28 protein-coding genes are annotated in these 25,884 nt (G+C 38.9%); 1 reads left to right on the top strand and 27 read right to left on the bottom strand.

Annotated elements, in window-relative coordinates:
• Positions 1–23 precede the first annotated feature (23 nt).
• From nusB to yicI, 23 genes are all read right to left on the bottom strand, one after another.
• Positions 24–422, bottom strand: a complete 399-nt coding sequence (gene nusB / locus F606_RS0106210; protein ID WP_019553014.1) for a transcription antitermination factor NusB — start codon at positions 420–422, stop codon at positions 24–26.
• A 47-nt stretch (positions 423–469) separates the two neighbouring features.
• Positions 470–703: a DUF2273 domain-containing protein gene (locus F606_RS0106205; RefSeq protein WP_019553013.1), complete on the bottom strand. Its 234-nt coding sequence runs from the start codon at positions 701–703 to the stop codon at positions 470–472.
• Between the two features lie 31 nt (positions 704–734).
• Entirely contained in the window at positions 735–1,304 is a 570-nt protein-coding gene (gene amaP, locus F606_RS0106200; RefSeq protein ID WP_019553012.1) for an alkaline shock response membrane anchor protein AmaP, read from the bottom strand.
• A gap of 14 nt (positions 1,305–1,318) precedes the next feature.
• A complete protein-coding gene (locus tag F606_RS0106195; protein ID WP_019553011.1) occupies positions 1,319–1,717 on the bottom strand; it encodes an Asp23/Gls24 family envelope stress response protein in 399 nt (132 codons plus the stop codon).
• Positions 1,718–1,978: 261 nt separating this feature from the next.
• Positions 1,979–2,536 (bottom strand): elongation factor P, encoded by a 558-nt coding sequence (gene efp / locus F606_RS0106185; protein ID WP_019553009.1) that lies wholly within the window; start codon positions 2,534–2,536, stop codon positions 1,979–1,981.
• 33 nt (positions 2,537–2,569) lie between these two features.
• Positions 2,570–3,640, bottom strand: a complete 1,071-nt coding sequence (locus tag F606_RS0106180) for a M24 family metallopeptidase (RefSeq protein WP_019553008.1) — start codon at positions 3,638–3,640, stop codon at positions 2,570–2,572.
• 12 nt (positions 3,641–3,652) lie between these two features.
• Positions 3,653–4,090, bottom strand: a complete 438-nt coding sequence (gene aroQ / locus F606_RS0106175) for a type II 3-dehydroquinate dehydratase (RefSeq protein ID WP_019553007.1) — start codon at positions 4,088–4,090, stop codon at positions 3,653–3,655.
• A gap of 112 nt (positions 4,091–4,202) precedes the next feature.
• Positions 4,203–4,487 carry an acylphosphatase gene (locus F606_RS0106170; protein WP_019553006.1) on the bottom strand — a complete coding sequence of 95 codons (285 nt, stop codon included), beginning with the start codon at positions 4,485–4,487 and terminating at the stop codon, positions 4,203–4,205.
• Between the two features lie 117 nt (positions 4,488–4,604).
• The gene (locus F606_RS0106165; RefSeq protein WP_019553005.1) at positions 4,605–4,814 is read right to left on the bottom strand and encodes a DUF4911 domain-containing protein; all 210 of its coding nucleotides are present in this window, start codon (positions 4,812–4,814) and stop codon (positions 4,605–4,607) included.
• Positions 4,811–6,034, bottom strand: coding sequence for a peptidase U32 family protein (locus F606_RS0106160; protein WP_019553004.1), 1,224 nt, complete (start codon positions 6,032–6,034; stop codon positions 4,811–4,813). The genes F606_RS0106165 and F606_RS0106160 overlap by 4 nt, the downstream gene beginning before the upstream one ends.
• A complete protein-coding gene (locus F606_RS0106155) occupies positions 6,021–6,626 on the bottom strand; it encodes an O-methyltransferase (RefSeq protein ID WP_019553003.1) in 606 nt (201 codons plus the stop codon). The genes F606_RS0106160 and F606_RS0106155 overlap by 14 nt, the downstream gene beginning before the upstream one ends.
• A 1-nt stretch (position 6,627) precedes the next feature.
• Positions 6,628–7,659 (bottom strand): endolytic transglycosylase MltG, encoded by a 1,032-nt coding sequence (gene mltG / locus F606_RS21940; RefSeq protein ID WP_019553002.1) that lies wholly within the window; start codon positions 7,657–7,659, stop codon positions 6,628–6,630.
• A gap of 148 nt (positions 7,660–7,807) precedes the next feature.
• Positions 7,808–9,532 carry a HAMP domain-containing methyl-accepting chemotaxis protein gene (locus tag F606_RS0106145; RefSeq protein WP_019553001.1) on the bottom strand — a complete coding sequence of 575 codons (1,725 nt, stop codon included), beginning with the start codon at positions 9,530–9,532 and terminating at the stop codon, positions 7,808–7,810.
• A 379-nt stretch (positions 9,533–9,911) separates the two neighbouring features.
• On the bottom strand, positions 9,912–10,280 hold the full coding sequence (locus F606_RS0106140) for a DUF1292 domain-containing protein (RefSeq protein WP_019553000.1): 369 nt from the start codon (positions 10,278–10,280) through the stop codon (positions 9,912–9,914).
• 85 nt (positions 10,281–10,365) lie between these two features.
• Positions 10,366–10,779, bottom strand: a complete 414-nt coding sequence (ruvX, locus tag F606_RS0106135) for a Holliday junction resolvase RuvX (protein WP_019552999.1) — start codon at positions 10,777–10,779, stop codon at positions 10,366–10,368.
• A gap of 25 nt (positions 10,780–10,804) precedes the next feature.
• Entirely contained in the window at positions 10,805–11,059 is a 255-nt protein-coding gene (locus tag F606_RS0106130) for an IreB family regulatory phosphoprotein (protein ID WP_019552998.1), read from the bottom strand.
• Between the two features lie 215 nt (positions 11,060–11,274).
• Positions 11,275–13,890 (bottom strand): alanine--tRNA ligase, encoded by a 2,616-nt coding sequence (gene alaS / locus F606_RS0106125; RefSeq protein ID WP_019552997.1) that lies wholly within the window; start codon positions 13,888–13,890, stop codon positions 11,275–11,277.
• A 170-nt stretch (positions 13,891–14,060) separates the two neighbouring features.
• The gene (gene mnmA / locus F606_RS0106120) at positions 14,061–15,155 is read right to left on the bottom strand and encodes a tRNA 2-thiouridine(34) synthase MnmA (protein WP_019552996.1); all 1,095 of its coding nucleotides are present in this window, start codon (positions 15,153–15,155) and stop codon (positions 14,061–14,063) included.
• A gap of 126 nt (positions 15,156–15,281) precedes the next feature.
• Complete coding sequence (gene nifU, locus F606_RS0106115; protein ID WP_019552995.1) at positions 15,282–15,665, bottom strand: Fe-S cluster assembly scaffold protein NifU; 384 nt, start codon at positions 15,663–15,665, stop codon at positions 15,282–15,284.
• Between the two features lie 61 nt (positions 15,666–15,726).
• Positions 15,727–16,941, bottom strand: a complete 1,215-nt coding sequence (gene nifS, locus F606_RS20695; RefSeq protein ID WP_019552994.1) for a cysteine desulfurase NifS — start codon at positions 16,939–16,941, stop codon at positions 15,727–15,729.
• Positions 16,942–16,956: 15 nt separating this feature from the next.
• Positions 16,957–17,376 carry an RrF2 family transcriptional regulator gene (locus tag F606_RS0106105; protein ID WP_019552993.1) on the bottom strand — a complete coding sequence of 140 codons (420 nt, stop codon included), beginning with the start codon at positions 17,374–17,376 and terminating at the stop codon, positions 16,957–16,959.
• Between the two features lie 216 nt (positions 17,377–17,592).
• A complete protein-coding gene (locus tag F606_RS0106100) occupies positions 17,593–18,996 on the bottom strand; it encodes a glycoside-pentoside-hexuronide (GPH):cation symporter (protein ID WP_019552992.1) in 1,404 nt (467 codons plus the stop codon).
• Between the two features lie 56 nt (positions 18,997–19,052).
• On the bottom strand, positions 19,053–21,386 hold the full coding sequence (yicI, locus tag F606_RS0106095; RefSeq protein WP_019552991.1) for an alpha-xylosidase: 2,334 nt from the start codon (positions 21,384–21,386) through the stop codon (positions 19,053–19,055).
• A gap of 284 nt (positions 21,387–21,670) precedes the next feature.
• Between yicI and F606_RS20690 the strand changes: the two genes are divergently transcribed.
• Complete coding sequence (locus F606_RS20690; protein ID WP_019552990.1) at positions 21,671–22,555, top strand: AraC family transcriptional regulator; 885 nt, start codon at positions 21,671–21,673, stop codon at positions 22,553–22,555.
• Positions 22,556–22,579: 24 nt separating this feature from the next.
• Here F606_RS20690 and F606_RS0106085 read toward each other — a convergent pair whose 3' ends face one another.
• The 4 genes from F606_RS0106085 to miaA form a co-directional block, all read right to left on the bottom strand.
• On the bottom strand, positions 22,580–23,914 hold the full coding sequence (locus F606_RS0106085; RefSeq protein ID WP_019552989.1) for a replication-associated recombination protein A: 1,335 nt from the start codon (positions 23,912–23,914) through the stop codon (positions 22,580–22,582).
• Positions 23,915–23,919: 5 nt separating this feature from the next.
• Positions 23,920–24,372 carry a dCTP deaminase/dUTPase family protein gene (locus tag F606_RS0106080; protein ID WP_019552988.1) on the bottom strand — a complete coding sequence of 151 codons (453 nt, stop codon included), beginning with the start codon at positions 24,370–24,372 and terminating at the stop codon, positions 23,920–23,922.
• Positions 24,373–24,449: 77 nt separating this feature from the next.
• Positions 24,450–24,701: an RNA chaperone Hfq gene (gene hfq / locus F606_RS0106075; RefSeq protein ID WP_019552987.1), complete on the bottom strand. Its 252-nt coding sequence runs from the start codon at positions 24,699–24,701 to the stop codon at positions 24,450–24,452.
• 62 nt (positions 24,702–24,763) lie between these two features.
• Positions 24,764–25,708: a tRNA (adenosine(37)-N6)-dimethylallyltransferase MiaA gene (miaA, locus tag F606_RS0106070; RefSeq protein ID WP_019552986.1), complete on the bottom strand. Its 945-nt coding sequence runs from the start codon at positions 25,706–25,708 to the stop codon at positions 24,764–24,766.
• Between the last annotated feature and the right edge of the window lie 176 nt (positions 25,709–25,884).

Below are 25,884 nucleotides of genomic sequence, written 5' to 3'. Positions count from 1 at the left end.
TTGAAACGAAAAATAAATTTTTTTCACTTTAACATTGACCCTAAAATTCCATTTACAAAACGTGCTGATGCATCTGTCCCGAACTTCTTTGCCAGTTCAACGGCTTCATTGATAATAATGTTTGGTGCCATTTTCTCTTCACTAAACTGCAATTCAAAAACAGCGATTCGCGTAATATTGCGATCAACCCCTGGCATTCTATCAACTTTCCACTCGGTGGAATTTTTTGTAATCCATGCATCAATTTCGGCAAGATGTGCTTTGGTTCCATCAAGAAGCAGCTTTGCATATTCTCTTGCGGAATCACTGAGTACAGGTGTCTCACTTAATACAGCATCATACGCATCGGTTTGATCTATTTCATTATAATCCAATTGGAATAACGCCTGCAGCGCTACCTCTCTGGCTTGTCTACGACTCATAACGTACCTTCCTTTTAAAACAACATTTTATAACGATTCATTTTCTATCATCTAAATCTAGTGGGAATCAGCTTTTCTAAAAGCCGAAACAAGTCTTCGTGATGATCAATCTTACCACCTATATAGAGTCCTATAACAGCACAAATCAACACGAACAAAGTCTTAAAAAAGCCAAAAACTAAAACAGACAATCCAATAAAAAGTCCTGTGATAGTTCCGATAAATCTACCGCGATGATTTTTCCAGACTGCTTCCATAAAATTCTTCATATCTTCCTTCACTCTGTCACCTCATTGTGTAATGCAGCAAACATCACATAACACGCTGTTTCTGCAGCGCTACATTCGTTATATTGTCCACTGCAATCGTAACGGTCAAAGTTTCTAGGCCTAAAATGTTTTTCACATTTTCTTTTATAGCTGTTTGCAGCTGATCAGAAATCTCCGTAACATTGATTTCCTGCCCAATGACAACTGTTAAATGTACACTTACATTTGTATCAATTGCACCTTTTGCAGCTTCAACTAAAACACGAACCTTTACATCACGTATCCCGCGAACCGCTCTTGCTGTCTTATCCACTAAATTTTTGACAGCATCTACAGCCACAGACACATCACCCAAATCTCCATGAATAAGGATTGCTTCACTGGCATACTTTACTTTTTTATTGGAACTGAAACTGACGCCCATAAGTTGTATACTAACTAAAAATACAGCAAAGGCTGCAATGCCTGTTTCATAGCGTCCACAAAGATATAAAAAATTATTCCATACCAAATCAATTGGAATAACCCCTGTACACAAAACAACAATTGCCAAGGACAATACAGCAAACGCAATTGTGTATATAAATAAAAGAATTCGATTTATGACTCCCATATTTATACCTCTCCCTAGCGTACTCTGACTTCTTCTTCTTTTGCATCCTCAGGAAAACCTACACCCTGCACATGAATATTAACTTCCACAACACGTAATCCAGTCATGGTTTCAATTGCTGTTTTTACATTTTCCTGTACAGCTAAAGCAACATCTGGGATTCGCACGCCATATTTCACAATAATATATAGATCAACAGCGGCTTCACGTTCCCCCACCTCAACCTTAACACCTTTGGCGAAATTCTTTTTACCAAGCATTTCGGCAATTCCGCCAACAAGGCCTCCACTCATGCCCGCAATACCAGCTACTTCTGTCGCAGCCAGGCCTGAAATAATGCTAACGACCTCATCTGCAATACGAATAGAACCAAGACTACCCTGCATTTCTTTCTTTTCCATATTTTTATCCATGATAGAAACCTCCCTTATTTTGTTGATTCACCCCATCTGTTCATTATACCTAAATTATAACAAACAAATACTTAATATACAAATTCTATCCTACTAATTATGTAAAAATTTATTATTTTTATTCATAAGCAACCAAGAATATAGCTCAAGCTGAACTTACTCTATTTCTTTAAAATTCGCTATCAAACGCAGTAAATCCTCCAACTGTGTAAAAAAATCCGATGAAGAATTTTCATCTTCATCGGATTTTTTATTCATATTCTACGCTCTTTCAAGATAATTTCCTGTACGAGTATCAATGCGTAAAACATCACCCAAATTAATAAACAAAGGTACACGCACAGTATAGCCTGTTTCCAAGGTTGCTATTTTAGTAGCACCAGTCGCTGTATCACCTTTGATACTTGGTTCACATTCAGTTACCTCTAAATCAACCGAATTTGGTAATGCAATACCAATAATAGTACCTTTATGAGTTTGCAAACTAATATTCATATTTTCTTTCAGATATTGCAAAGCATCACCAAGTTGATCTTTACTAAGCTCAACCTGTTCATAGCTTTCATTATCCATAAATGTGTATACACCATCTGCTTCATATAAGTATTGCATTTCGTTTGTTTCAATATGAGCTCTTGGCAATTTTTCATTCGGGTTAAAGGTACGTTCAACAACAGCACCTGTTCTTACATTTTTAATTTTTGTTCTAACAAAAGCAGCACCTTTACCTGGTTTTACATGTTGGAAATCGACAATCTGCCATACACCATTGTCAAATTCAAGTGTTAATCCTGTACGGAAATCACTACTAGAAATCATTAATTACGCCCTCCACTATCATCTTAATCAGATTTACTTAATTTCTACTAATTGCTTGTTACTTTGCGTCAACGGTCGACCGCCGAGTGTCGTAACCAAAACAGTATCTTCAATTCTTATGCCGCCCCACCCCGGCAAATAAATCCCCGGTTCTACAGTGACCAGCATATTTTCTTCTAAGTGTTCACACGTACTTGACGGTGAAAGCCTTGGAAGCTCGTGAATTTCAAGACCTACACTATGCCCAAGTCCATGACCAAAAAAGCGGCCATACCCTGCGTCCATAATATAGCGGCGTACATCAGCATCTACAGCTTGACCAGAACTGCCAATCTGTACTTTTTCGACACCTAAAAGCTGCGCTTGTAATACTATCTCATAAATTTTACGTTGCTTATCATCGGCACTACCAACACATACAGTCCGTGTGATATCCGAATGATAGCCTTTATAAACAGCACCGAAATCCATTGTAACAAAATCTCCGTCAACAATCAACTTATCGGTAGCAATTCCATGCGGCAGACTGCCTCGTTCACCCGATGCAACAATTGTCGTAAAGGCTGGTTTCTCCGACCCTAAACGACGCATACAATTTTCTAATTCGGCGGCAATTTCAATTTCGGAAATTCCCGGTCGAAGAATCGTTAAAATATGTTCATAAGCCCGGTCACTGATTTCAACGGCTTTTTGCAAAAGAGCAATTTCTTGTTCATCTTTAATCATACGAAGCGTATCAAGCTCCACAGCTTGTTTAAAGTCCACTCCGTTTAGCATTTTTTTAAGAAGAGAAAAGTCGTTATACGTAAGTGCATTGCCCTCAAAGCCTATATTTTTGAGTTCTAACCCCATAAGTACCTCGGCCGTTTTTGGCAAAAGCCCCTTGCTATGTTCGATCAACTGAAAAAACTTACTTTGCTGCCTTGCCTGTTCCATATAACGAAAATCTGTAATAAGTATGGCAGCTTTCTGTGAAACGACCAATATTGTGTCATCCCCCGTAAAGCCGCTAAAATAATGCAAATTCTCTACTTTGTTGATAACGACTGCATCTAAGCCCTGATTTTTTAGAAGCTCGCGCAGTTTTTCTAAACGTGCATCCATCGGCACGCCTCCCTATTTTAATTTACGTAAAACAATTTCTAATGCCGCCAGATAACTGTCAGCACCAAAACCACAAATCTGCCCCATTACCACAGGTGCTATCACAGAATGATGTCGAAATTCTTCTCGTTTATGAATATTTGATAAATGCACCTCAATTACAGGGACCGTAACGCCCGCAATCGCATCACGCAAAGCAATGCTGTAATGTGTAAAAGCTGCTGCATTAAAAATAATAAATTGATACCCTTGCTCAGCTGCACTTTGAATAGTATCTACCAGTACACCTTCGTGATTGCTTTGCACAGCATCTATTAGAACCTCGCCTTGTCGGCCTCTCTGATACAGCAGTTCATTTATATCTGCCAATGTCATTGAGCCATAAATTTCCGGTTCACGTTTACCAAGTAAATTCAAATTGGGACCATGCAATACCAATATTTTTTTCAATAAGATCACTGCCTCACCTAAAAAGTAACATGACAATAAGTCCCATTATTATACCATAAATCATTTCAGTATTCAATCCTGCAACGCGGATTTAAACCACACAGCGGTATAATCAATACAAAATAGCAAATTTTTTATCTTGATCGATCACATCAATCTGTGTTAATTCCATATTTTTCACTTTAATAAACGCACTACCCTTTTTTATTCGCGCAACAAGTTTTTCAAGTTGTTCCTCGGTTCCCTGAATTTCCATTGTTACGCTACCGTCATCCATATTGCGCACCCAGCCTGTAACATCAAGTTCCATTGCATTTGTTTGCACAAAATAACGAAAACCAACCCCTTGAACACGGCCTGCTGCACTGGCAAAATATCGTATTTTTTGCTCCGTCATAAAAACTCACCACCTTCATCATAATATAATGAATTTTATCTTTAATTATACGTCGTTTTCACAAAACTGCCAATAAAAAAACTGGTCATATACCAAAATGATATATAACCAGTCTGATCAGGAAGATTTTATACGAATCACAGGCATGGGCATATTTTCAACAATTCCCAAAACATCTTCATAAAAATCTTTTGTAGTGCTAATGATTAAAATACCCGCATTTTTATCTAATGTTGTTACGACACCAAGGTACTCGTAACCTTCCATAATGCGATTAAAAAAATTAATATTCTTGGGAGAAATTTTCAATTTTATAATCTCATTCATGCTTTGATGTCTCGCCGCAAAATAGAATGCGGCTCTACGCTTTGTGTCATGACGATCGTCACCACTTGTTGGGCATGTGGTGCTACAACAATGGGCAGTCCCGTCTCATCAAACATTTGTTGAATCGTCTGTTTAAACAATTCGCCGCACGGCTGAAAGACTTCAATCTCCTGACCAAGTTTCATATTATTACGTTGTTCAACCACTGCCATTTTTGTTTTTTCATCATAGCTTAATACGAAACCAATAAAATCAGACGTCTGCGTATAAGAAGATGTACTGTAAATCTGATCATCTTCGGTTGGTTTATTAAAATAAAAACCAGTTGTATAGGCACGATGTGATACTTTGTGAAGTTCATCGATCCATGCCTGCTCAATTTTAAACTGCACCGGATTTTCACAATAACTATCAATTGCTTGACGATATGCTTTCACAATACTTGCCACATAATGAACACTTTTCATACGACCTTCAATTTTCAAACTAGTGACTCCGCTTGCAATCACTTCATCAATATGCGGCAAAAGACACATATCTTTAGAATTAAAAATATAGGTACCTCGGTCATCTTCTTCTACCGGGAAGTATTCACCAGGACGTTTCTCCTCAACCAAGCTGTATTTCCAACGACAAGGTTGTGCACAGCTTCCACGATTCGCATCGCGGCCTGTAAAATAATTACTCATAAGACATCGACCAGAATACGAAATGCACATCGCTCCATGCACAAACATTTCCAGTTCCACCTTTGATTTTTCACGAATTTCTTTAATTTCAGCCAAAGACATCTCGCGTGCCAGCACAACCCGAGTCGCTCCTAGATCATCCCAGGCATTCACTGCCGCCCAATTGGTATTATTCGATTGTGTACTGATATGCAGCGGCAAATTTGGCACAAGACTGCGAGCCATCATAAAGATTCCCAAATCAGCTACCAAAACAGCATCAACTTTTATACGATCTAAAAAAAGCAGATAATCCGGCAGTGCTTCTAAATCACTGTTATGTGGAAATATATTAACTGTCACATATACTTTTTTATGTAAAGAATGGGCAAAGTCAACCCCCTCTTTAAGTTCTTCATTCGTAAAATTTCCACCAAAAGCCCTTAGTCCAAAAGCTTTTCCGCCCAAATACACTGCATCAGCACCATATAAAAGAGCTACTTTCAATTTTTCTAAATTTCCTGCTGGTGCTAATAATTCAGGTTTTTCCACTATTCTTCCTCCTATAAGAAACAGCTAAACCATCCCCTTGCTCATGGATCACCGTCTCAAACTCAGGATGGTTTTCAACTATTTCGATATATTTTTTCAATCTCGTTACAATTGTTTTATAACGACGCGGTGGTTTTTCACTGCTCCGTACATATCCACGAAATAGTACATTATCTGCAACAACAACACCGTCTGCTGCCAGATGCGGTAATATCTTATTAAAATACGTAAGATACTGCCCTTTGGCAGCATCAATAAAAACAAGATCATATACATCTTGCAGTGTATCAATGTTTACCGCCGCATCACCAAGTAAAATTGTAATTTGTTCACTGTATCTTGACTGATTCATAAATTTTCTTGCCGTCGCGGCACGCTCTTCATTTAACTCCAAAGTAGTGATTTGAATATCATCTGCACTATTTTCTGCAATCAAAAGCGAAGAATATCCAATTGCCGTACCAATCTCCAATACACGATGCGGTCGTTTGGCTGCAACGGTCTCTATAAGGAATGCTTTGCCGTTTACATTAATAATTGGTACATGATGCACTACAGCATACTCTTCCATTTCTCGTAACAAATACTCCATTTTATTCCACCCGGTCTATCGTTTGTAAATGTTCTTGATATGTTTTGCTAAAATGATGTTTCCCATGCTTATCCGCCACAAAATATAAATACTCTGTTGGTTCAGAATATAAAACTTCTTTAATAGATGCAAGTCCCGGATTGGCAATAGGACCCGGTGGCAGCCCCATATTCAGATACGTATTATAAGGCGATTTAATCTGCGTATCCTGAATAGACAATTCTGCTTTCGGATTCCCCAAAATATATTGAATGGTCGCACACGATTGCAGCGGCATCTTTTCGCGCAACCGATTCATAAATACTTGTGCGATGATAGGACGATCTTCTTCCACTTGCGCTTCTTTTTCAACAAGGGAGGCCAAAATTACCAAGTCGCGAATCGATAAATTCATTGCTGTCGCCCGTGAACGCATTTCCGGCGTTAATTTATGATCAAATTCCTTCGCCATTAATGTAAGAATATCCATTGCCGTAAAATCTCCAGCAATTTCATAGGTATCGGGAAATAAAAAACCATCCACTCGATATTTCACATCATGCGCTTTTGTTATATAGTCGTATGGTGCAAAATCGGTAGCAGCTTTTTCAAAATCTTTGGCACTAACAATCCCCTTATCTTGCAAGGTTTTAGCAATTTGCTCGACATTATAACCTTCAGGAATCATAATTGACATCATCGCCGTTTTCCCACTAACTAAAACCTCAAGAATTTCCTTATATGTCATATTTGTCTGTAACTGATAATCACCCGTCTTTAAATTATTATCTAAGCCTTCCACCTTCGCCATAATTCTAAACATATAGACATTATCAATGACGTTCCGATCTCGCAACAGGTTGGCAATTTTTTCAGCATCCATCCCTGGTTTTACACGAATATAAACGGACTTCACCTTCGACTGCTCATTAGAAGCCGCCGCCGTATGAGATTGATGCATGCAGCCATATGTAAAAATCATAAAAATGAAAAGTATGATACTCCCTAATACAATACCTTTTGATAATTGTAACTTCTCTTTTATTTCCGACACAAAACCCTCTCCTTAACTCTAGACGCTTTTACATATCTTTTAATTATACGAAAACCACATAACAATTACAATATTTTTTTACGAAAAAAAAATGTACTTACCTTTCACAGATGAGTACATTTTCTTTCCATGACCTATAAGTCAGAACTTAAACCTTGAACTTCAAAATTGAATTTTGCAGTTCCATCGCCATATCAGCCAAATGTTTACTCGCTGTCGCAATTTCCTCAACAGCCGCCGATTGCTGCTCCGTTGCCGCTGAAATAGACTCGGTTTCTTCCGCTGCTTTTTCACTTTCCTTTATGGTATGTCGAGCGCTCATTACCACCGTATCCGTTCCACTGGTAAGTTCCTCACTCGCCGCCGAAATTTCATGAATTTGATTTGTAATCTCACTCACCCTTGTTAATATTTCAGCGAAATTTTCACCAGCAAGATTCGCCACTTCCGCACCAGCTTTAACTTCTTTTTTACTATCATTCATAAACGAAACCGCACTATTGGTTCGTTCCTGAATTTCATGAATCAACTCCGTAATTTCCTTAGCAGACTGGGCAGATTGTTCCGCCAGCTTACGAACCTCTTCAGCTACAACAGAAAAACCACGCCCCGCCTCACCTGCTCTAGCAGCTTCAATTGCTGCATTTAAAGCCAGTAAATTGGTTTGGTCGGCAATCGTCGTAATGGCCTCAACAATCTGACCAATTTGCTGTGAACGAGCATCCAATTCACTGATAACATTGGCTGTATGATCCGTTTTTTGCTCAATGACTTTCATTTGATCGATTGTTTGTTCAATAGCTGAACCGCCGCTGGTTGCCGAAATTGATGTTTTTTCAGCCGACTGCGTCGCAACCATACTATTTTGAGCTACTTGCTGAATTCCTTTTGCCATTTCTTCAATCGTAAGACTCGTTTCGTTCGCCATATGCAATTGCTTTTCCGATCCCTTCGCAACCGTTGTAATCGACTGAGCTACTTGTTCTGAAGCTTGTGCTGATTGCTCAGCTGTAGCAGATAGTTCCTCAGATGCCGATGCTAAGTTCTCAGCCGTAGTAGAAATATTCTTAATCAACGCACGAATATGCTTATTCATTTGATCAATTGACCTTGATAAACGACCAAATTCACTATGATCTTCAAGGCTGTGAGCTGCACTTACATCGCGTGAAAAATCGCCTGTCGCAATTTCATCTAAAAAATCCACTGCATCATTTAAGCGCGTAACAATTTGTCGAATAATAAGGCTGCCTAAAATAAGCCCGATCACAGTCAGACACAAAACAAAAAGAATAAATACCATTTTTGCCTGCTGGAATGCCGTATGTGATGCAGCCGCCATTTCATCCGCATTCGCTTGTGATTTAATTGTCATATCATTTAAGTGCTGTACAAAATCATCGGCTATGACTTCGCCTTTATCCCGATATAATTGTCGAGCCGCTTGATCCTGACCAGTTGTAGCTAATTCAATAACCCTCTTTTTGACCACACGATAATCATTGATCGCATCTCTCAATTCTTTTAAATTTCCTTGTTCCATAGAGTTTAGAGGCAGCTGTTCATAAGATTTAAGAGTTTCATCAAATTTTAAGGTTAGATTATTAATTTCGCCCATTAATTTTTTTTCTTCCTCAGGATAGGTGGTACTCATTAAAAGAAACATATCTCCCTGAATTTCGCGAATCAGTACGCAGCCTTGTGATGCCTGCTCAACTTTTTTTAAATCCACCTGATATAAATTTTCAAAATTCTCATTTGCTTGCCGTAAATAATAAAAGCCCATAACCCCAATACTTATTAATCCACAAATAAATACAAACATCAAAATAAATAGTTTTTTCTTCACCTTTAGATTATGCAGCCATTGCATTGTACATCTCTCCTTTAATCGATTACGTTCATTGAATGGACACCACGACCGCCATACACATCATAAAATCTTACACGTTGTATAATCTTTTAAAAAAATTGGCATTTTTAATGCTTGGTATCAATAAGAACTGTATTAAATGATTTCTTGAGAATATCGTACAAAGTATCTACGTAAAATAACTTCTAAAAAAAATAGCAACAAACAAAAAAATTTGATTACTGCTATTTTTTAAATTCACTCACTATAAATAGTATTTATTATTTAATTCCATTTAAAACATAAGATTCCTGCTGCGATCAATTTAAATTTACAAATAAAAAAATAAATCGTCCCAATCAACAAGACAGGGACGACTTAAAAAGTTATTTATTCGCTTTTATTCTTTATCTTCGGCTTCTTCTTCATCCATAATTGCATCATATGCTTTTTGAACTTCTTCGAATTCTTCATCCGTAGGGTCGATATATTCATCTTCGCCATTTTCATTGGTTACGATTTTCGCAATCAATACATCTTCTTCATCGTCACAACCGCAGCCACAGCCGCAATCTTCATGTTCATGTTCATGAGCTTCCTCGGATACATCTTCTTCATCTTCATGAATACCTACGAGTAAAGCAAATTTCTTGTCGCCAACTGGTATGATCATTTCTTCGCGATAATAAAACTCATTACCGTCTTCATCGGTCATAACAACAACCATTTCTTCTGCTTCATCAATTAAATCTTTTTCTTTATCTGTCATTCAATTCACCTCATAGTATTTTTAGGTCCGTATAAACCCATTCTTTGCTAACATTCTAACCTAGAAACTTCGCTCTGTCAAGAATTTATGAACGACCATCCAAATATCCCTGTAAGATAAAAACTGCCGCCATTTTATCAATGACTTTTTTTCGTTTTGCCCTGCTTACATCAGCGGCAATCAAAGAGCGCGATGCTGCAACAGTAGATAACCGTTCATCCCAAAAAATGATTTTCGTCTCCGGCATCACATTTGTAATCTCTTGCGTAAAAGCTTTGACAATTTCGCAGCGTACCCCTATGGTACCATCCATATTTTTAGGTAACCCAACAAGTAACGTATTGGTCTCATACTGCTCCATCAACTCACCCAGGCGTTTCAAATCACGATCTAAAGATGTACGGCGAATCGTCTCCACTCCTTGTGCTGTAAACATCAGTTCATCACTCACAGCAATACCAATTGTACGATCACCAACATCAAGCGCTATTATCCGCATACGTCCTCCATTATTATCACTATACTTATTTATTCGTTGCAATGTAAGATCGAATGAGCTCTTCTAACAGCTCATCTCGTTCCAGTTTTCGAATCATACTCCTGGCATCATTGTGACTCGTCACATAAGCAGGATCACCTGACAACAAATAACCAACCAACTGATTGATTGGATTATAACCTTTTTCTTCCATAGCCTGACATACTTTTTTAAGAACATTTGCTGCTTTATTTTCATCGGCACCAAACTTAAACATCATTGTTTCTTCCATATTAGCCATTATTGAGTCCTCCCCTCAAAACACAGATCATTTGCTATTTCCGTAAATATAGTATAAATAACGCGGTAAATAGTACTTGCAGTAAAAATCTAATGCATTATTTATATTTTAGATACTTATAGTTTATATTCTTGTTTCATTCATGATTTCCTGTCCAGTATGAAAAATAAAGATAGAGCAGACTGTAAGATCTGCCCCATCTCCCTTGATTAGACTTAGTGAATTTGTTCTTTTATAATAGCTGCCGCCGCTATAAAAGCATCCGCCAGCTTTTCCGGTATTTTTCCGCCAGCCTGTGCCATATCTGGGCGACCGCCACCACCGCCGCCAACAAGCTTCGCTGCATCTTTAATAATTTTTCCGGCATGAACGCCTTTCGCAACAGCTGCTTTACTCACTTTAACAACAAGACTAACTTTCCCGTCATTAACAGCTGCAAGCACAACTGTACCACACGTTAATTGATCACAAACCATATCAGCAATATTGCGCAATTCATCCATATCGCTAGCCGTAGCTTTCGCAATGACAACTTGAACTTCACCATAATTTTCAGCTGATAACAAAAGTTTTTGCGTTGCTTCCTTTGCTCTTGTTTCATTAAATGCAGTGAGTTCCTGTTCTAAATCCTTGATGTTGCTTAAAATCGCATCCACTCGCGCTGCTGCTTCATCAGGTCGGGTTTTTAATTTATCGGAAATCACCTGCAAAGTTTGAATCTGTTTATTTGCATACTCCATAGAAACCCTGCCAGTCACCGCTTCAATCCGGCGCACACCCGATGCGACTCCAGATTCACTCATGATTTTAAACAAGCCGATTTGCCCCACATTTTCCACATGTGACCCACCGCACAATTCCATACTGAAATCAGCAACCGATACCACGCGAACAACATCGCCATATTTTTCACCAAAAAGTGCCATTGCACCTTTTTCTTTTGCTTCGGATTGACTCATTTGGCAAATATCAACAGCAGTACCTTTTAAGATTTCCGTATTAACGATTGCCTCTACTTCCTGCAACTGCTCTTTGCTAACCGGTTCAAAACTAGAAAAATCAAAACGCAAATGCTCTGCGTTAACAGAAGACCCTGCTTGGTTCACATGTTCACCAACGACAGATTTCAAAGCAGCCTGTAGTAAATGTGTTGCTGTATGATTACGCGCCGAAGCAAGTTTTTTTATTTCATCTAATTCTATTTTGATTGTATCACCAACTTTAATGATACCTTCTTCTACATAACCAATATGATAAACGGTTCCATTTGGCAATTTTTTTGTATTTGAAACACTTACCTTGCCAAATTGACCTTCAAGAATACCCGCATCGCCGACCTGTCCGCCGCCTTCTGCATAAAACGGCGTAACATCAAAGACCATCCCCGCTTCTTCGCCATCATTGACTGAATCGACCATCTGGCCATCTTTCCAAATACAAACAATTTTCGCTTCTTTCACAGTTGGATCTATCAATAATTTTTCCGTATCAAGACCGCGTAAATCCGGTATTGCCACTCTTGTATTTTCGTGGCGTGCCGCCCGAGCTCTTTGGCGCTGCTGCTGCATTGCCTTATCAAAGGCATCTTTATCCAGCGTCATATCATTTTCGTGCAAAATTTCATCTGTAAGTTCCCAAGGGAAACCAAACGTATCATACAACTTAAAGCCAATTTCACCACTTAAAACAGTTTTTTTATCGGCTTGTAATTGTTCAATATGCCCGCTTAAAAGTTCCATGCCTTGAACAAGTGTCGTATGGAAACGATCTTCTTCCAAACTGATTACTTTTTTGATATAATCTTGTTTTTCTACCAATTCAGCAAATACGCCATTATAAATTTTCAGGACTGCATCCACAGCGCCCGTCAAAAATTTCGTTTCAATCCCCAGCATCCTACCATGACGAATGGCTCGACGTAAAATGCGACGAAGTACATACCCCCGACCTTCATTAGATGGCAGGATACCATCCATAATCATAATCGTCATACTTCTTGCATGATCAGCAATAACTTTCAGGGAAACATCCTTATCTTCATCGCTGCCATATGTAACACCGGAAACGGCACTTGCATATTCGATGATTGGGAATAACAAATCTGTTTCAAAATTTGTCTTTTTATTTTGCATAACCGATGCCAAACGTTCCAAACCAGCACCTGTATCAATATTTTTCTTCGCCAGCGGTACATATTCACCCGCTTCGCTCTTATCATATTGTGTAAAGACAAGATTCCAAATTTCAAGGTATCTGTCACAATCACAACCAACTGCACAATCAGAGCTGCCACAACCGCGTTCTTCACCTAAATCAATATAAATTTCTGAATCCGGACCACATGGACCAGGCCCGATTTCCCAAAAATTATCTTCCAACTTAACAATATGAGAAGGATCTACATTTGTTTCTTCGGCCCAAATCTTATAAGCCTCTTCATCTTTCGGATAAACCGTGACCCATAATTTGTCTTCTGGTAATTCAAGTTCTTTTGTTAAAAACTCCCAAGCCCAATTAATTGCATCATGTTTAAAATAATCACCAAACGAAAAATTGCCGAGCATTTCAAAATAAGTCTGATGACGGGCTGTTCTACCAACATTTTCGATATCACCAGTTCTCACGCAGCGCTGACTCGTTGTAATACGTGTACAAGGCGGCTTCATCTTTCCTGTAAAAAACGGTTTAAACGGTGCCATTCCAGCACCAACCATTAATAATGTTGGATCATTTTCCGGTATCAAAGACGCACTTTGCAATCTCAGATGACCTTTACTAACAAAAAACTGCAAATATTTTTCTCGCAGTTCATTTCCACTCATAAATTTCAAACTAATCGACCTCCACTACAGATAGGTACTTTTTCAAGTAAAAACTATTCAAATAATTATATAAAATTCCAGTCATAAAGTCAATTTTCACTGACTTCAGCTTTTTTCATAAAAATAGATGTTCTGGTGAAAAATTCAGAACATCTATTTTTATCTGCACAAAAGGCGCCCTAGCTGAAAGCTCGCACGATGTTGCCACCGCCAACCACAGAATCATTTTCATAAAAAACAACCGACTGACCAGGTGTAACCGCTCGCTGCGGTTTATCAAATACCACTTTGACCAGTCCATCCTTAAGCGGCGAAATCAATGCCGCACCCTCTTTATTGCCATACCGAACTTTGGCCATGACTTGCATTGGATCCTTGAGTTCATCAATCGTAATCCAGTTCATATCATTGGCAATCAGTCCATTTGTAAAAGTATCTTTATCTTCACCGACCACAACCAAATGCTGTTTCAAATTCAGTTCAACAACATAAAGCGGGGTTTTTGCGGCAATACCAAGACCTTTGCGCTGACCAATCGTATACAGCGGCACCCCTTTATGACGACCAAGGACATTTCCTTGCAAGTCGACAATATTGCCCGGCTGAAGTGCCTGAGGTACCTTATCTTCTAAATACGCTTTATAGTCATCATTTGGCACAAAGCAAATTTCCTGACTATCTGGTTTATGTGCTACCGGTAAATTAAATTCTTCCGCCAGCTCACGAGTCTCTACTTTCGTATACGTTCCGAGCGGCATCATAAAATGCTGCAAAGATTTCTGATTCAAATGATACAAAGCATAGGACTGATCTTTTAGAACATCAATCCCTTTACGAAGTAAATATCGTCCACTGTGTTCATCCTGCTCGATTTTGGCATAATGCCCGGTTGCTACGTAGTCAGCACCAATTTCGCGGCATCTTTGTAAAAGCCCCTCAAATTTCACATAACGGTTGCAGGCAATGCAAGGATTTGGTGTTCTGCCATGAACATATTCATCCAAGAAATAATCCACGACTGTTTTTTGAAACATATCACGAAAATTCATAACATAATGCGGGATGCCAATGATCTCCGCCACACGCCGAGCATCATCAACTGCTTTTAGCGAACAGCATCCGCGATCTTCATTTTCATCATAATCCCTGCTATCATCACTCAGGCGCATTGTCACGCCAATCACGTTATAGCCTTCACGTACAAGAAGGGCGGCAGTCAAAGAACTGTCCACCCCTCCGCTCATGGCTACAACCACTGTTGGTTTAGTACCCATTTAAATTCATCCTTACTAGTTGTTATTCATTATTTCCAATCAAAACTTCTTAATTATCATGTATACACAGTATAAACCATTACAGAGAAACTGAACAGATATTTTAAAAATTTTAAATAAAAAATCTTATTTTTTATGATGTTCCATATAATCTTTTATGGCTTCATGCATAGCATCCGCTGCTAAATTGGAACAATGCATCTTAACGGCCGGTAATCCACCCAAAGCCTCTGCTACAGCTGCATTCGTAACGTCCAGTGCAGCTTCAAGAGTTTTGCCTTTAACAAGTTCCGTTACCATACTGCTGGTAGCTATAGCCGCCCCGCAGCCAAAAGTCTTGAACTTCACATCTTCAATAATATTATTTTCTACCTTTAAATAAATCTTCATGATATCACCGCAAACCGGATTACCCACTTCACCGATACCATCCGCATTTAAAATTTCTCCAACATTTCTTGGATTTGCAAAATGATCCAATACTTTCTCATTATAATCGCTAGCACCCATTCTATTTCTCCCCTATTTATGCAATATTCTCGAATTGTATTTCAAAACAGCACAGATTGTGTCAGCCGTTTGCTTTTTGATATGTTTTGCCTTCACTGGCCATAATTCCCGTAGTATGCTTTTCATTGAGTGGTGACATGCTGCGAAGTCTGGCTACGATTTCCGGTAAAACTTCCAACATATAATCAATATCTGCTTCTGTATTTTCCCGTCCTAATGTCAGGCGCAACGAGCCATGTGCTACCTCATGCGTTAATCCCATAGCCAATAATACATGCGACGGGTCTAGCGATCCTGATGTGCAAGCCGAACCACTCGAAGCAGCAATTCCTTTCATATCAAGTGTCAATAGGAGTGATTCACCTTCAACAAACCGAAAACTAAAATTTACATTACCAGGCAGGCGCTGGAGGCGATGACCATTTAATTTCGCATCTGGTATTTTAGATTCAATGCCCTGAATCAATTTATCGCGCAGACTTTCCAGTCGATTCTTTTCTGTTTTCAACTCACTGAGTGCCTTTTGTGCTGCAATACCCAAACCGACAATAGCAGGCACATTTTCTGTACCAGCACGAAGTTTACGTTCTTGCGCACCACCATGTTGAACCGTTTCAATCTTCACTCCACGGCGAATATAAAGAGCCCCAATTCCTTTTGGTCCATAAAATTTATGGCCCGATAACGACAATAGATCAATATTCATTGCCTTTACGTCAATTGGCACATGAGATACAGCCTGAACCGCATCTGTATGAAAATAAATGCCCTTTGCTTTAGCAAGAGCACCAATTTCAGCAATAGGTTCAATTGTGCCAACCTCATTATTAGCAAACATCACGCTGATTAAAATTGTTTTATCCGTAATCGCCTGTTTTACAGCCTCAACACTTACCAATCCAAATTCATCAACTGGTAAATACGTAACCGTAAAGCCATGCTTTTCGAGCCACTGACAAGTATGCAAAACAGCATGATGTTCAATTTGTGTCGTAATGATATGATTGCCTTTTTTCTGATTGGCAAAAGCAATCCCCTTCAAAGCAAAGTTATCACTTTCACTGCCCCCGCTCGTATAAAAAATTTCATCTGCGGTTGCACCGATAAGATCAGCCAATTGCTGCCTTGCATCAACAACTTCTTTGCGAACCTGACGGCCAAAATAATGTGGACTGGATGGATTGCCAAATTTTGTCGTCATATATTCAAGCATCGCGTTCGCTATAGCTGGGTCAGTTGCGGTTGTTGACGCATGGTCAAAATAAATGTGTCTCATTATAAAAATCTCTCCTTAAGGTTTATCTTTACATAAATCTGCCAAAGTAATAGAGTTCAATACACTGCTGATGCTGTCACAGACTTTAGCCCAAACACCACGAGTAACACATCGTTCGGCTTTATTGCAATACTGATTGTCCGTAATATCCGTAAGCAGGCAATCCACAAGCGCAATAGGGCCTTCCATCACCGTAATAATATCCCCGACCGTAATTTCAGCCGGATTTTTGGTCAATAAATAACCGCCCTGTGCTCCACGCATACTTGTAACAAAACCAGCATTACGCAGCGTACAAATAAGTTGTTCTAAATAATGTTCTGAAATATCTTGTTTTGCAGCTATCGTTTTAAGCGATATGGGACCTTCACCGTAATGCAAAGCAAGTTCATACATTGCAATAACTCCATATCGCCCTTTCGTTGATAATTTCACAAAAATCGCTCCTTATTTTACCCGGTAATCATCTCCGACTAAAACAATCGGATTTCTGAGTATTAATATACCAAATATTTGTTCATTTGTCAAAGAAATTTTATCCATCTATATATTAATGAACTTAACGAAACATTAAGCCATATAACAATATAATTTGAAATGATATAAAAAGGATGCTGCAAAAATGCTGCAACACCCTCTTTTAAGCGAAGTTTATATATCGGTCTTAGTAACCAATTGAAGCTCGGACAAAATTTTCTGCAATATATTCTTCTTTAAAATATATTTGTGTGTCAAAAGGAAGCTAAGAAAATAGGCTATCCCTGGAACTACAGTAAATAAAGCAACGATTCCACTCAGAGCAGCACTTCCCTGTGTTGTTGCTCCCGCTTGATAACTGGATCCGGCCAATACCCAGCCAATTAAAGCCCCGCCAATGGCTAATCCCAGTTTTAAAACAAAAAGTATGCCAGAAAAGCTAATGCCAGTAAGGCGTTTACCGCTCTTCCACTCACCATATTCAACAGTATCAGACATCATAACCCATTGAATTGGTGTAATCATTTGATGTAGTATTCCAATAAAAAAGACAAAAATAAACATCATAACAACGGACTGCATGGGAATCCAAAACATCACAAAACTGATAACAGCTAAAATTAAATTTGTCCAGCCAAAAACACGCACTTTACAGATACGATCTGTAACTGGTTTAGCCAAAGCACTGCCTAGCAGATTGCCCACGGAATACGTCCCAAGAAAAACAGCAAAATAACCAGCATTGCCTAAAATGTACGTTACATAATACATCATAGCTCCACCGCGAACCGACACAGCCAAAATATTCAAGATTGTGAACCCCGCCACAATACGCCATTGATCATTTTTTATCAAATCCTTTAAATCATTCCACATACTAGAATGATAAGCCTCTGTAACTGTCACTCTTTCTTTTGTAAAATAAAAACATAAAACCAGCATAATGCAGGCAGCCACGGCCAAAATTGTAATCCCACCTTGATAGCCAAGAGCACGATTGCTGCCACCAATGAATTCCGCCAGAGGTGTCATGAGTACGGTACTCAACATACCGCCAGCTGTTGCCAAAACAAAACGATAGGACTGCAACGACATCCGCTGCGTCGGCTCAGCTGTAATAACACCACCAAGTGCACAATAGGGAATATTGACTACCGTATATAAAAGCATCAATAAGACATAGGTAATCGCTGCAAAGATCATCTTCCCATCCATCGCAAAATTTGGTGTTGTATAAACTAAGATACAAGACACAGCAAATGGCAGCGCTCCAAATAAAATATAAGGCCTAAACTGTCCCCATCTGGTTCGCGTTCGATCAGTGATATGCCCCATAATCGGATCTACCACAGCATCCAATCCTCTTGCCAGTAAAAACATGGTACCAACAAAACCAGCAGGCAGACCAACGATATCTGTGTAAAAAAACATCATATAAAACATGACATTATCAAAAACAATATGACTTGCTGCATCACCTAAACCATAACCAATCTTTTCCGTGCGTGATAAAACCTGCATTGCTGTATCATTTAATGCGTTAGCAGATATTTTACTTTCCTCTACAAATGTACTCATTTTTTCGCTCCTTTTATCTTGCTGACATTTTGAAAATTTATTCAAAAACAAATTTGTTATATTTCTTCTATTATAAAGGAGAACGCTTTTGTTCCCGCTTGTACCAAAATTCGATCAGCAACTATTTCGACAGACCTCGCTAAAGTAGAATCAAGTTTTATTTTTTTATAACCATGTACCACCATCACACAAGGCTGGATAAGTTTCGAAAATGTAACATTACAGACGGCAGCCTCTCTTTCAACGCGAACCTCTAGTGAAACCGCTCCTGTTAAATCTCGGATCACACACACAGCATGATTGCCAGCCTGAAGTTCAAATAAATGCAGCTCCAATCCGGCTAAATAATCATAATCCGGCTTTTGTGTATTTGCTCCGATTGCCAAGAGCGTATTTTCCTTTATATAAATTGGCAAACTTTTAAAGTCATAGATTTCATTTCGCCAGCCTGTTCCAGATATGCTTTCCCCCGTAAATAAATGCGTCCACTGACCTTTTGGCAGATATACCGAAACCTTGCCATCTTCACGAAAAACAGGTGCCACCAAAATAGAATCCCCCAGCATATACTGTCGATCCAAAGATTCACAACCTAAATCATCCTGAAATTCCAATATCATAGCCCGCATCATCGGCAGTCCCTGCGTCGCAGCCAGCACTGCCATCTGGTAAAGATATGGCATCAAGCGACATTTCCAATTTGTGAAAAATCGCAAAACATCCACCGCTTCTTCATCATAAGCCCAAGGAATTCGATAAGATTTACTGCCATGCAGCCTGCTATGGCTTGACAGAAGACCAAACGCGCACCACCGTTTGTAAACATGCGCTGGTGCCGTATTTTCAAAGCCGCCAATATCATGACTCCAAAAACCAAAACCAGATAAGCCAAGTGAGAGTCCTCCCCGCAAACTTTCCGCCATAGATTCATAAGTTCCATAACAATCACCGCCCCAATGAACGGGGAACATTTGACTGCCCACACTCGCCGAACGAGCAAAAACGACTGCTTCTTTTTCGCCTTGTATTTCTTTTAAAACATCAAAGACTACCTTATTATATAGGTAAGCATAATAATTATGCATTTTCAACGGATCAGAACTATCATAATAAACCACATCTGTTGGAATCCGTTCACCAAAATCCGTCTTAAAACAATCGACCCCCATTGCAATTAATTTGCGCAGACAATCTGTATACCATCTGCACGCCGCTGGATTGGTAAAATCAACAATTGCCTGCCCCGGCTGCCATTTATCCCATTGCCATACATTTCCCGCTTTATTCGTAATAAAATAATGGTGATCCATTCCCTCTTTGAACAAATGCGACTGCTGACTGATATACGGATTGATCCAAACACAAATTTTAAGACCTTTCTCTTTCAAACGTCTAAGCATCGCCTCTGGTTCAGGAAAAACATCTTTATCCCATGTGAAATCACACCAATGAAGTCCTTTCATCCAAAAACAATCAAAATGAAAAACATGCACCGGCAGCGAACGCTCTTTCATGCCGTCGATAAAATGATTAACAGTAGCTTCATCATAATTCGTTGTAAATGACGTGGAGAGCCACAACCCAAATGACCAGGCTGGCGGCAAAGCTGGTTTGCCAGTCAATGCCGTATAACGTTCCAGAACCTGTTTGAGTGTCGGCCCTGCTATAACATAATATTCTAACACTTCACCTGGCACAGAAAATTGTACCTTAGATACTTTTTCCGAGGCAACTTCAAATGACACATTTCCTGGATCATTGATAAAAACACCATAGCCTTGATTGGTTACATAAAAAGGGATGTTTTTATAAGCCTGCTCCGTACTGGTCCCGCCATCGCGATTCCAAGTCTCAACCGCCTGTCCATTTTTCACAAAAGACGTAAAGTGTTCACCAAGACCGTATACCACTTCACCCACACTTAAATCCAGCCGATCAAATATAGTTTTCGTTCCCAATTTTCGATCGCTGGCATAACCAGCTGATTTTGTTCCGCTTCCCGTAATGCGCTGACCCTCATGCATAAAATCAACCTGCCATAGTTTTTCCTTATCAATTTCTACCGATAAAGGTCCACTGCTCAAACTGGCTTTTTTAGCATCATTCACACAATGAACCGTTACAGCTTGATCTCGTTGCAAACTAAATTCCGGTGTTTTGGGGTAAATTCCTGTAAAATGCTCCATCCTTACACCAATAATACCTTCACGCGGCGAAAAAAAATGAAACGTGATTAGTGGTATATCTATTTGATTTTCGCGCGCTTTCACCGGATACTGTGCGACATATGCTGTAAGTTCACTTCCCGTAGACTCTATCTCATATACATGACATGGATTCAAAACAGCTAAATTTTCTTGAATCAGCCAATTTCCATCACTAATCTTCATCCAAAATTACCTCACCTTTTTTATTTCTCAACAAAATATTAAATCATACTTAACCTAAATATTTCAAACAGCAAAGGATGCCTATTCTTATGAAACCTTCTCCTGTAATGCATTACTGCTCTTTATTTATTATAAGTAAATTCAAAACTAGAATCTTGCTATATATTGACCGTCACTAACAATATTTTGACTTTTCAGATATATTTATTTGAAATTGTTTACTTTTCTTTTCTTTCGTTTTGCAATATAATTTGAGATATGAACTACATAAGGAGATAACGATTTTGGACAAAGCTATTTTAAAAGAACATCGTATTCATGGCAACGATTCATTTCCGCTCGGCACATATACAATTGAGCACGAAGCTGGCGAAAACATTCTCGATTGTCATTGGCACGACGAATGGGAATTTTTACTTGTAACCGCCGGAAAAGCCACATTCCAGATTGATACTGCTTACTATCCGGTCGAAAAAGGACAAGGTATTTTTGTAAACAGTGGCTGCATTCACGCCGGCTATCCGCTGCAAAATTCAGCCTGTACATATCGTGCGATTGTTTTTAACCCGAATCTCTTATGTAGTACTTCGTTTGATCCTTTGCAAATAAAATTCATTGATCCGTTCTTAAATGAACACTATACCCTGCCTGCTTTTATTTCTGGTAAAGAAGCCGGGGAAAGTGAAGCCTTATTATATTTGTTAAATATTTTAAAAATTTGTGAAGATCTGCCATTTGCCTATGAATTAACGGTAAAAGCGCAGCTCCTTCTTGTTTTAGCTTCTTTTATAAAAAACCACACCTTTCATACAAAAACAATACATCCCATGCATAATCGCAAAGCCGAACAACTAAAAACCATTTTATCTTTCATTCATGAAAACTATAGCAAAAAAATAAACAGCAACGAAATTTGTCAGCAAGTCCATATAAATGAAAGTTATTTTTGCCGTTTTTTCAAACAGATGATGCGCCAAACACCCATTGAATATATCAATATGTATCGAATGAACATGGCTGCCAAGCTGCTGCGCGACAACGATCAAAAAATTTTGGACATCGCCTGGAGTGTCGGATTTGATAATCTAAGTTATTTTAATAGTGTCTTCAAAAAGCAATTCCAATCTACACCTTCCGAGTATCGTCAAAAAAAATCGCGTAACCCTTGAAAATCAGGGTTACGCGATTTTTATTTATTTTTTGTTCTTCCAGCACTGTTGCAGCCGATCTTTCAAGACTTTTTCCTGTCCATTTTCTGTCGGCAAATAATATTGACTGCCTTGTAATTCTTTCGGTAAATATTGCTGAATAGTAAAGTGACCTGGAAAATCATGTGGATATATATATTCAATTCCATGTCCTAATTTTGCTGCACCTTTATAATGTGCATCACGTAAATGTGCCGGAACAGCACCACAGTTTTTACTGCGTACATCTTGCAATGCCCGATCAATCGCCAAATAAGCCGCATTACTTTTGGGAGCAGCAGCTACATATGTCACAGCTTGCGCCAGAGGGATTCGTGCCTCTGGCATTCCTAGAAACTGTACGGCCTGCACGGTTGCCATAGCTAAAACAAGAGCCTGCGGATCAGCATTCCCCACATCTTCCGCGGCACAAATCGCAATTCGCCTGGCGATAAAATTCAAATTTTCACCAGATACCAGCATTCTTGCTAAATAATGCAAGGCTGCATCTGGATCACTGCCGCGCATGCTCTTGATGAAAGCAGACACCGTATCATAATGATTGTCGCCTTTTTTATCATATTTCTGTAATCGATCGCCCACGATTTCATATAAAATATCGATTGTAATTTCACCACCAGTTCCACTTAGCATAGAACTTGATTGCTCTAAGATATTAAGTGCCACCCGAGCATCTCCACCTGAGGCCTCAGCAATTGCTGCCAAAACTTCATCGCTGCATTTAAGCTGCAAAAAACCCAGCCCCCTTGTCTCATCGACAAGAGCCTGCTTTAATATTTCCACCAGCTGGATCGTAGTAAGCAGCACCAATTTCACAATACGAACTCTCGATAGCAGTGGATGATTTACTTCAAAATAAGGATTTTCCGTGGTCGCACCAATTAAAATCAACCGACCATCTTCCACGTAAGGCAGCAGTACATCCTGTTGTCCCTTATTGAAACGATGTATTTCATCTATAAATATAATTGTCCTTTTTTGATAAAACTTCAACTGTTCTTTCGCCTGATCGACAATTTTACGAATATCAGAAATTCCTGCCGATACAGCATTGATTTTTTCAAAATCACTATGTGTGACATTAGCAACCATTTGTGCCAGTGTTGTTTTGCCGGTACCCGGCGGACCAAATAAGATAAGCGACGGAATCTGGTCTTTTTCAATCATCTTACGCAAATAACACTGCTTACCTACAACGGCCTCCTGTCCAATAAATTCATCAAAGCTTCGCGGGCGCATCCGAACCGCTAACGGTGAATAACCATTTTCGTTCTTGCCGCTTTGATTCGCACCTGAAAACAAATCCATATCTGTATCCATTGATCTCATACTCCTGTCGAGCCCATACCACCTTGACGTACATCACCATCGCCCGCAAAATCTCCATCTACCGTTAAATAGTGATAAAAAATTCCTTGGGCTACACGCATACCCTTCGTTACAAGAACCACTTCATCACTATGATTGATGACTGCAATCATGATATGACCTTCATTTTCTAAATTATTATAATAATCTGCATCAATTACCCCTTGGCTATTCATGAGTGACACTGCCTGCTTTATAGAAAATCCAGACCGGATATGAATTCCCAAATATTCGTCTTGCTGCATGTAAGCTTTAAGACCAGTAGGAATAATCGTTACCTTATGCGGCGTAAGTTCAATCCGTTCGGCAGCTTCCATATCATAGCCAGCACTGCAACCAGTTTTTCGTTTTGGCAGTGTAATGGCCTTATCTTTATATTTTGTAACAATTTCAAAACCACGTTTTCTCATAAACCCTCCACTTTGGAACCTTAGTTCTTTTTCTATTCAAAAAATAAGCAAAACAGTTCCCTGTTTTGCTTATTTCTTTATTTCGTTTCTTCTTTTTTATCAACACCGTAATTACCACTGAGGGTCTTAAACGGAGTAATTGTCGAAATTGCATGTTTATAAACCATTTGCTGTTTACCTTCATTTTCAATAATCACCGTAAAATTATCAAACCCTTTTACATAACCCCGAATCTGAAAACCATTCACCAGATGGATCGTAACGGATACATTCTCCTTGCGAACCTGATTTAAAAAACTATCCTGTAAATTGATCACTTTCGTTGGCATAGTGAAAACCTCCTGCACTTTGTTACACTTTATAAACTTAATTTACTACTTTTATATTAATTCTACTTGAGTAAAAATTCTCCTGCAATATCTTTAAAAACGATTTTTAATAGTTCTTTAGGACTATATTCTTCAACATCATACCAATGAATATATGGCATCTTACGATACCAGGTAATCTGACGTTTCGCAAAATGTCGTGTCGCTTTTTTAATATTTTCAATAGCGGTATTCAATGAAATAAATCCATCTATATACCCAACAATATCCAAATATCCAATTCCTTTCATCGCCTGGCAATCCCTTGAAATCCCAGCATTTAAGAGTGATTGGACTTCTTCAACAAAACCAGATTCCATCATCAAGTCAACACGCTGATTAATCCGTTCATATAAATGACTCCGTTCACGATTCAGTCCAATGACTACAGCATTATAAGCAAGTTTTCCATCCTCCAGCATCGCCTTATCCTGTGAAATAAGTTCCCCCCCCATATGATAAACTTCTAACGCGCGAATCACGCGGCGAAAATCATTTATATGCAGCCGCTCCGCTGTTTTCGGATCTACGGCTCGCAGCATTTCGTGTACATATGCCTTGCCCTGTTTTTGTGCCAAAGATTCCAGCTCACATCGATATACTTCATCACCTGGTGTTTTATTAAAAGAATAATCTTCAACCAGTGATTTTACGTAAAGACCTGTACCTCCGGCTAAAATTGGAATCTTACCCCTGTTATTGATTTTTTGAATATGCTCCTGTGCATAAGCCTTAAACTGCGTCACGCTAAACTCTTGTTCGGGATTTAAAATATCAATCATATGATGCTGAACACTTTTTTGTTCAAGTAATGTTGGTTTTGCCGTACCAACATCAAATCCTTTATAGACAAGCATCGAATCACCCGAAATAATTTCCGTAGACATTTTTTTCGCCAGCTCAAGACTAAGTTCTGTTTTACCGACGGCAGTCGGGCCAATAATTGCAATCAACTTTTCGCTCTTCATTTTTTACCTCGTATGACTTCTTTCCAGTAACATATGTCTTATTATACCATTTCATATCAAAAAGAAAAACTGCCTCTGTATACAAATCTGCTCATCAGAAAAAGATATATTTATTGACCACTTGATCTAAAAAAATGATACAATAAAATCTATACGATAAATCATTACATATCAGG

Source organism: Propionispira raffinosivorans DSM 20765, from assembly GCF_000381065.1.
In the GTDB taxonomy this organism is placed as follows: Bacteria; Bacillota; Negativicutes; order Selenomonadales; family Selenomonadaceae; genus Propionispira; species Propionispira raffinosivorans.
Note: the sequence above shows the minus strand (reverse complement) of the source record. Positions and strands in the feature narration are given on the sequence as shown.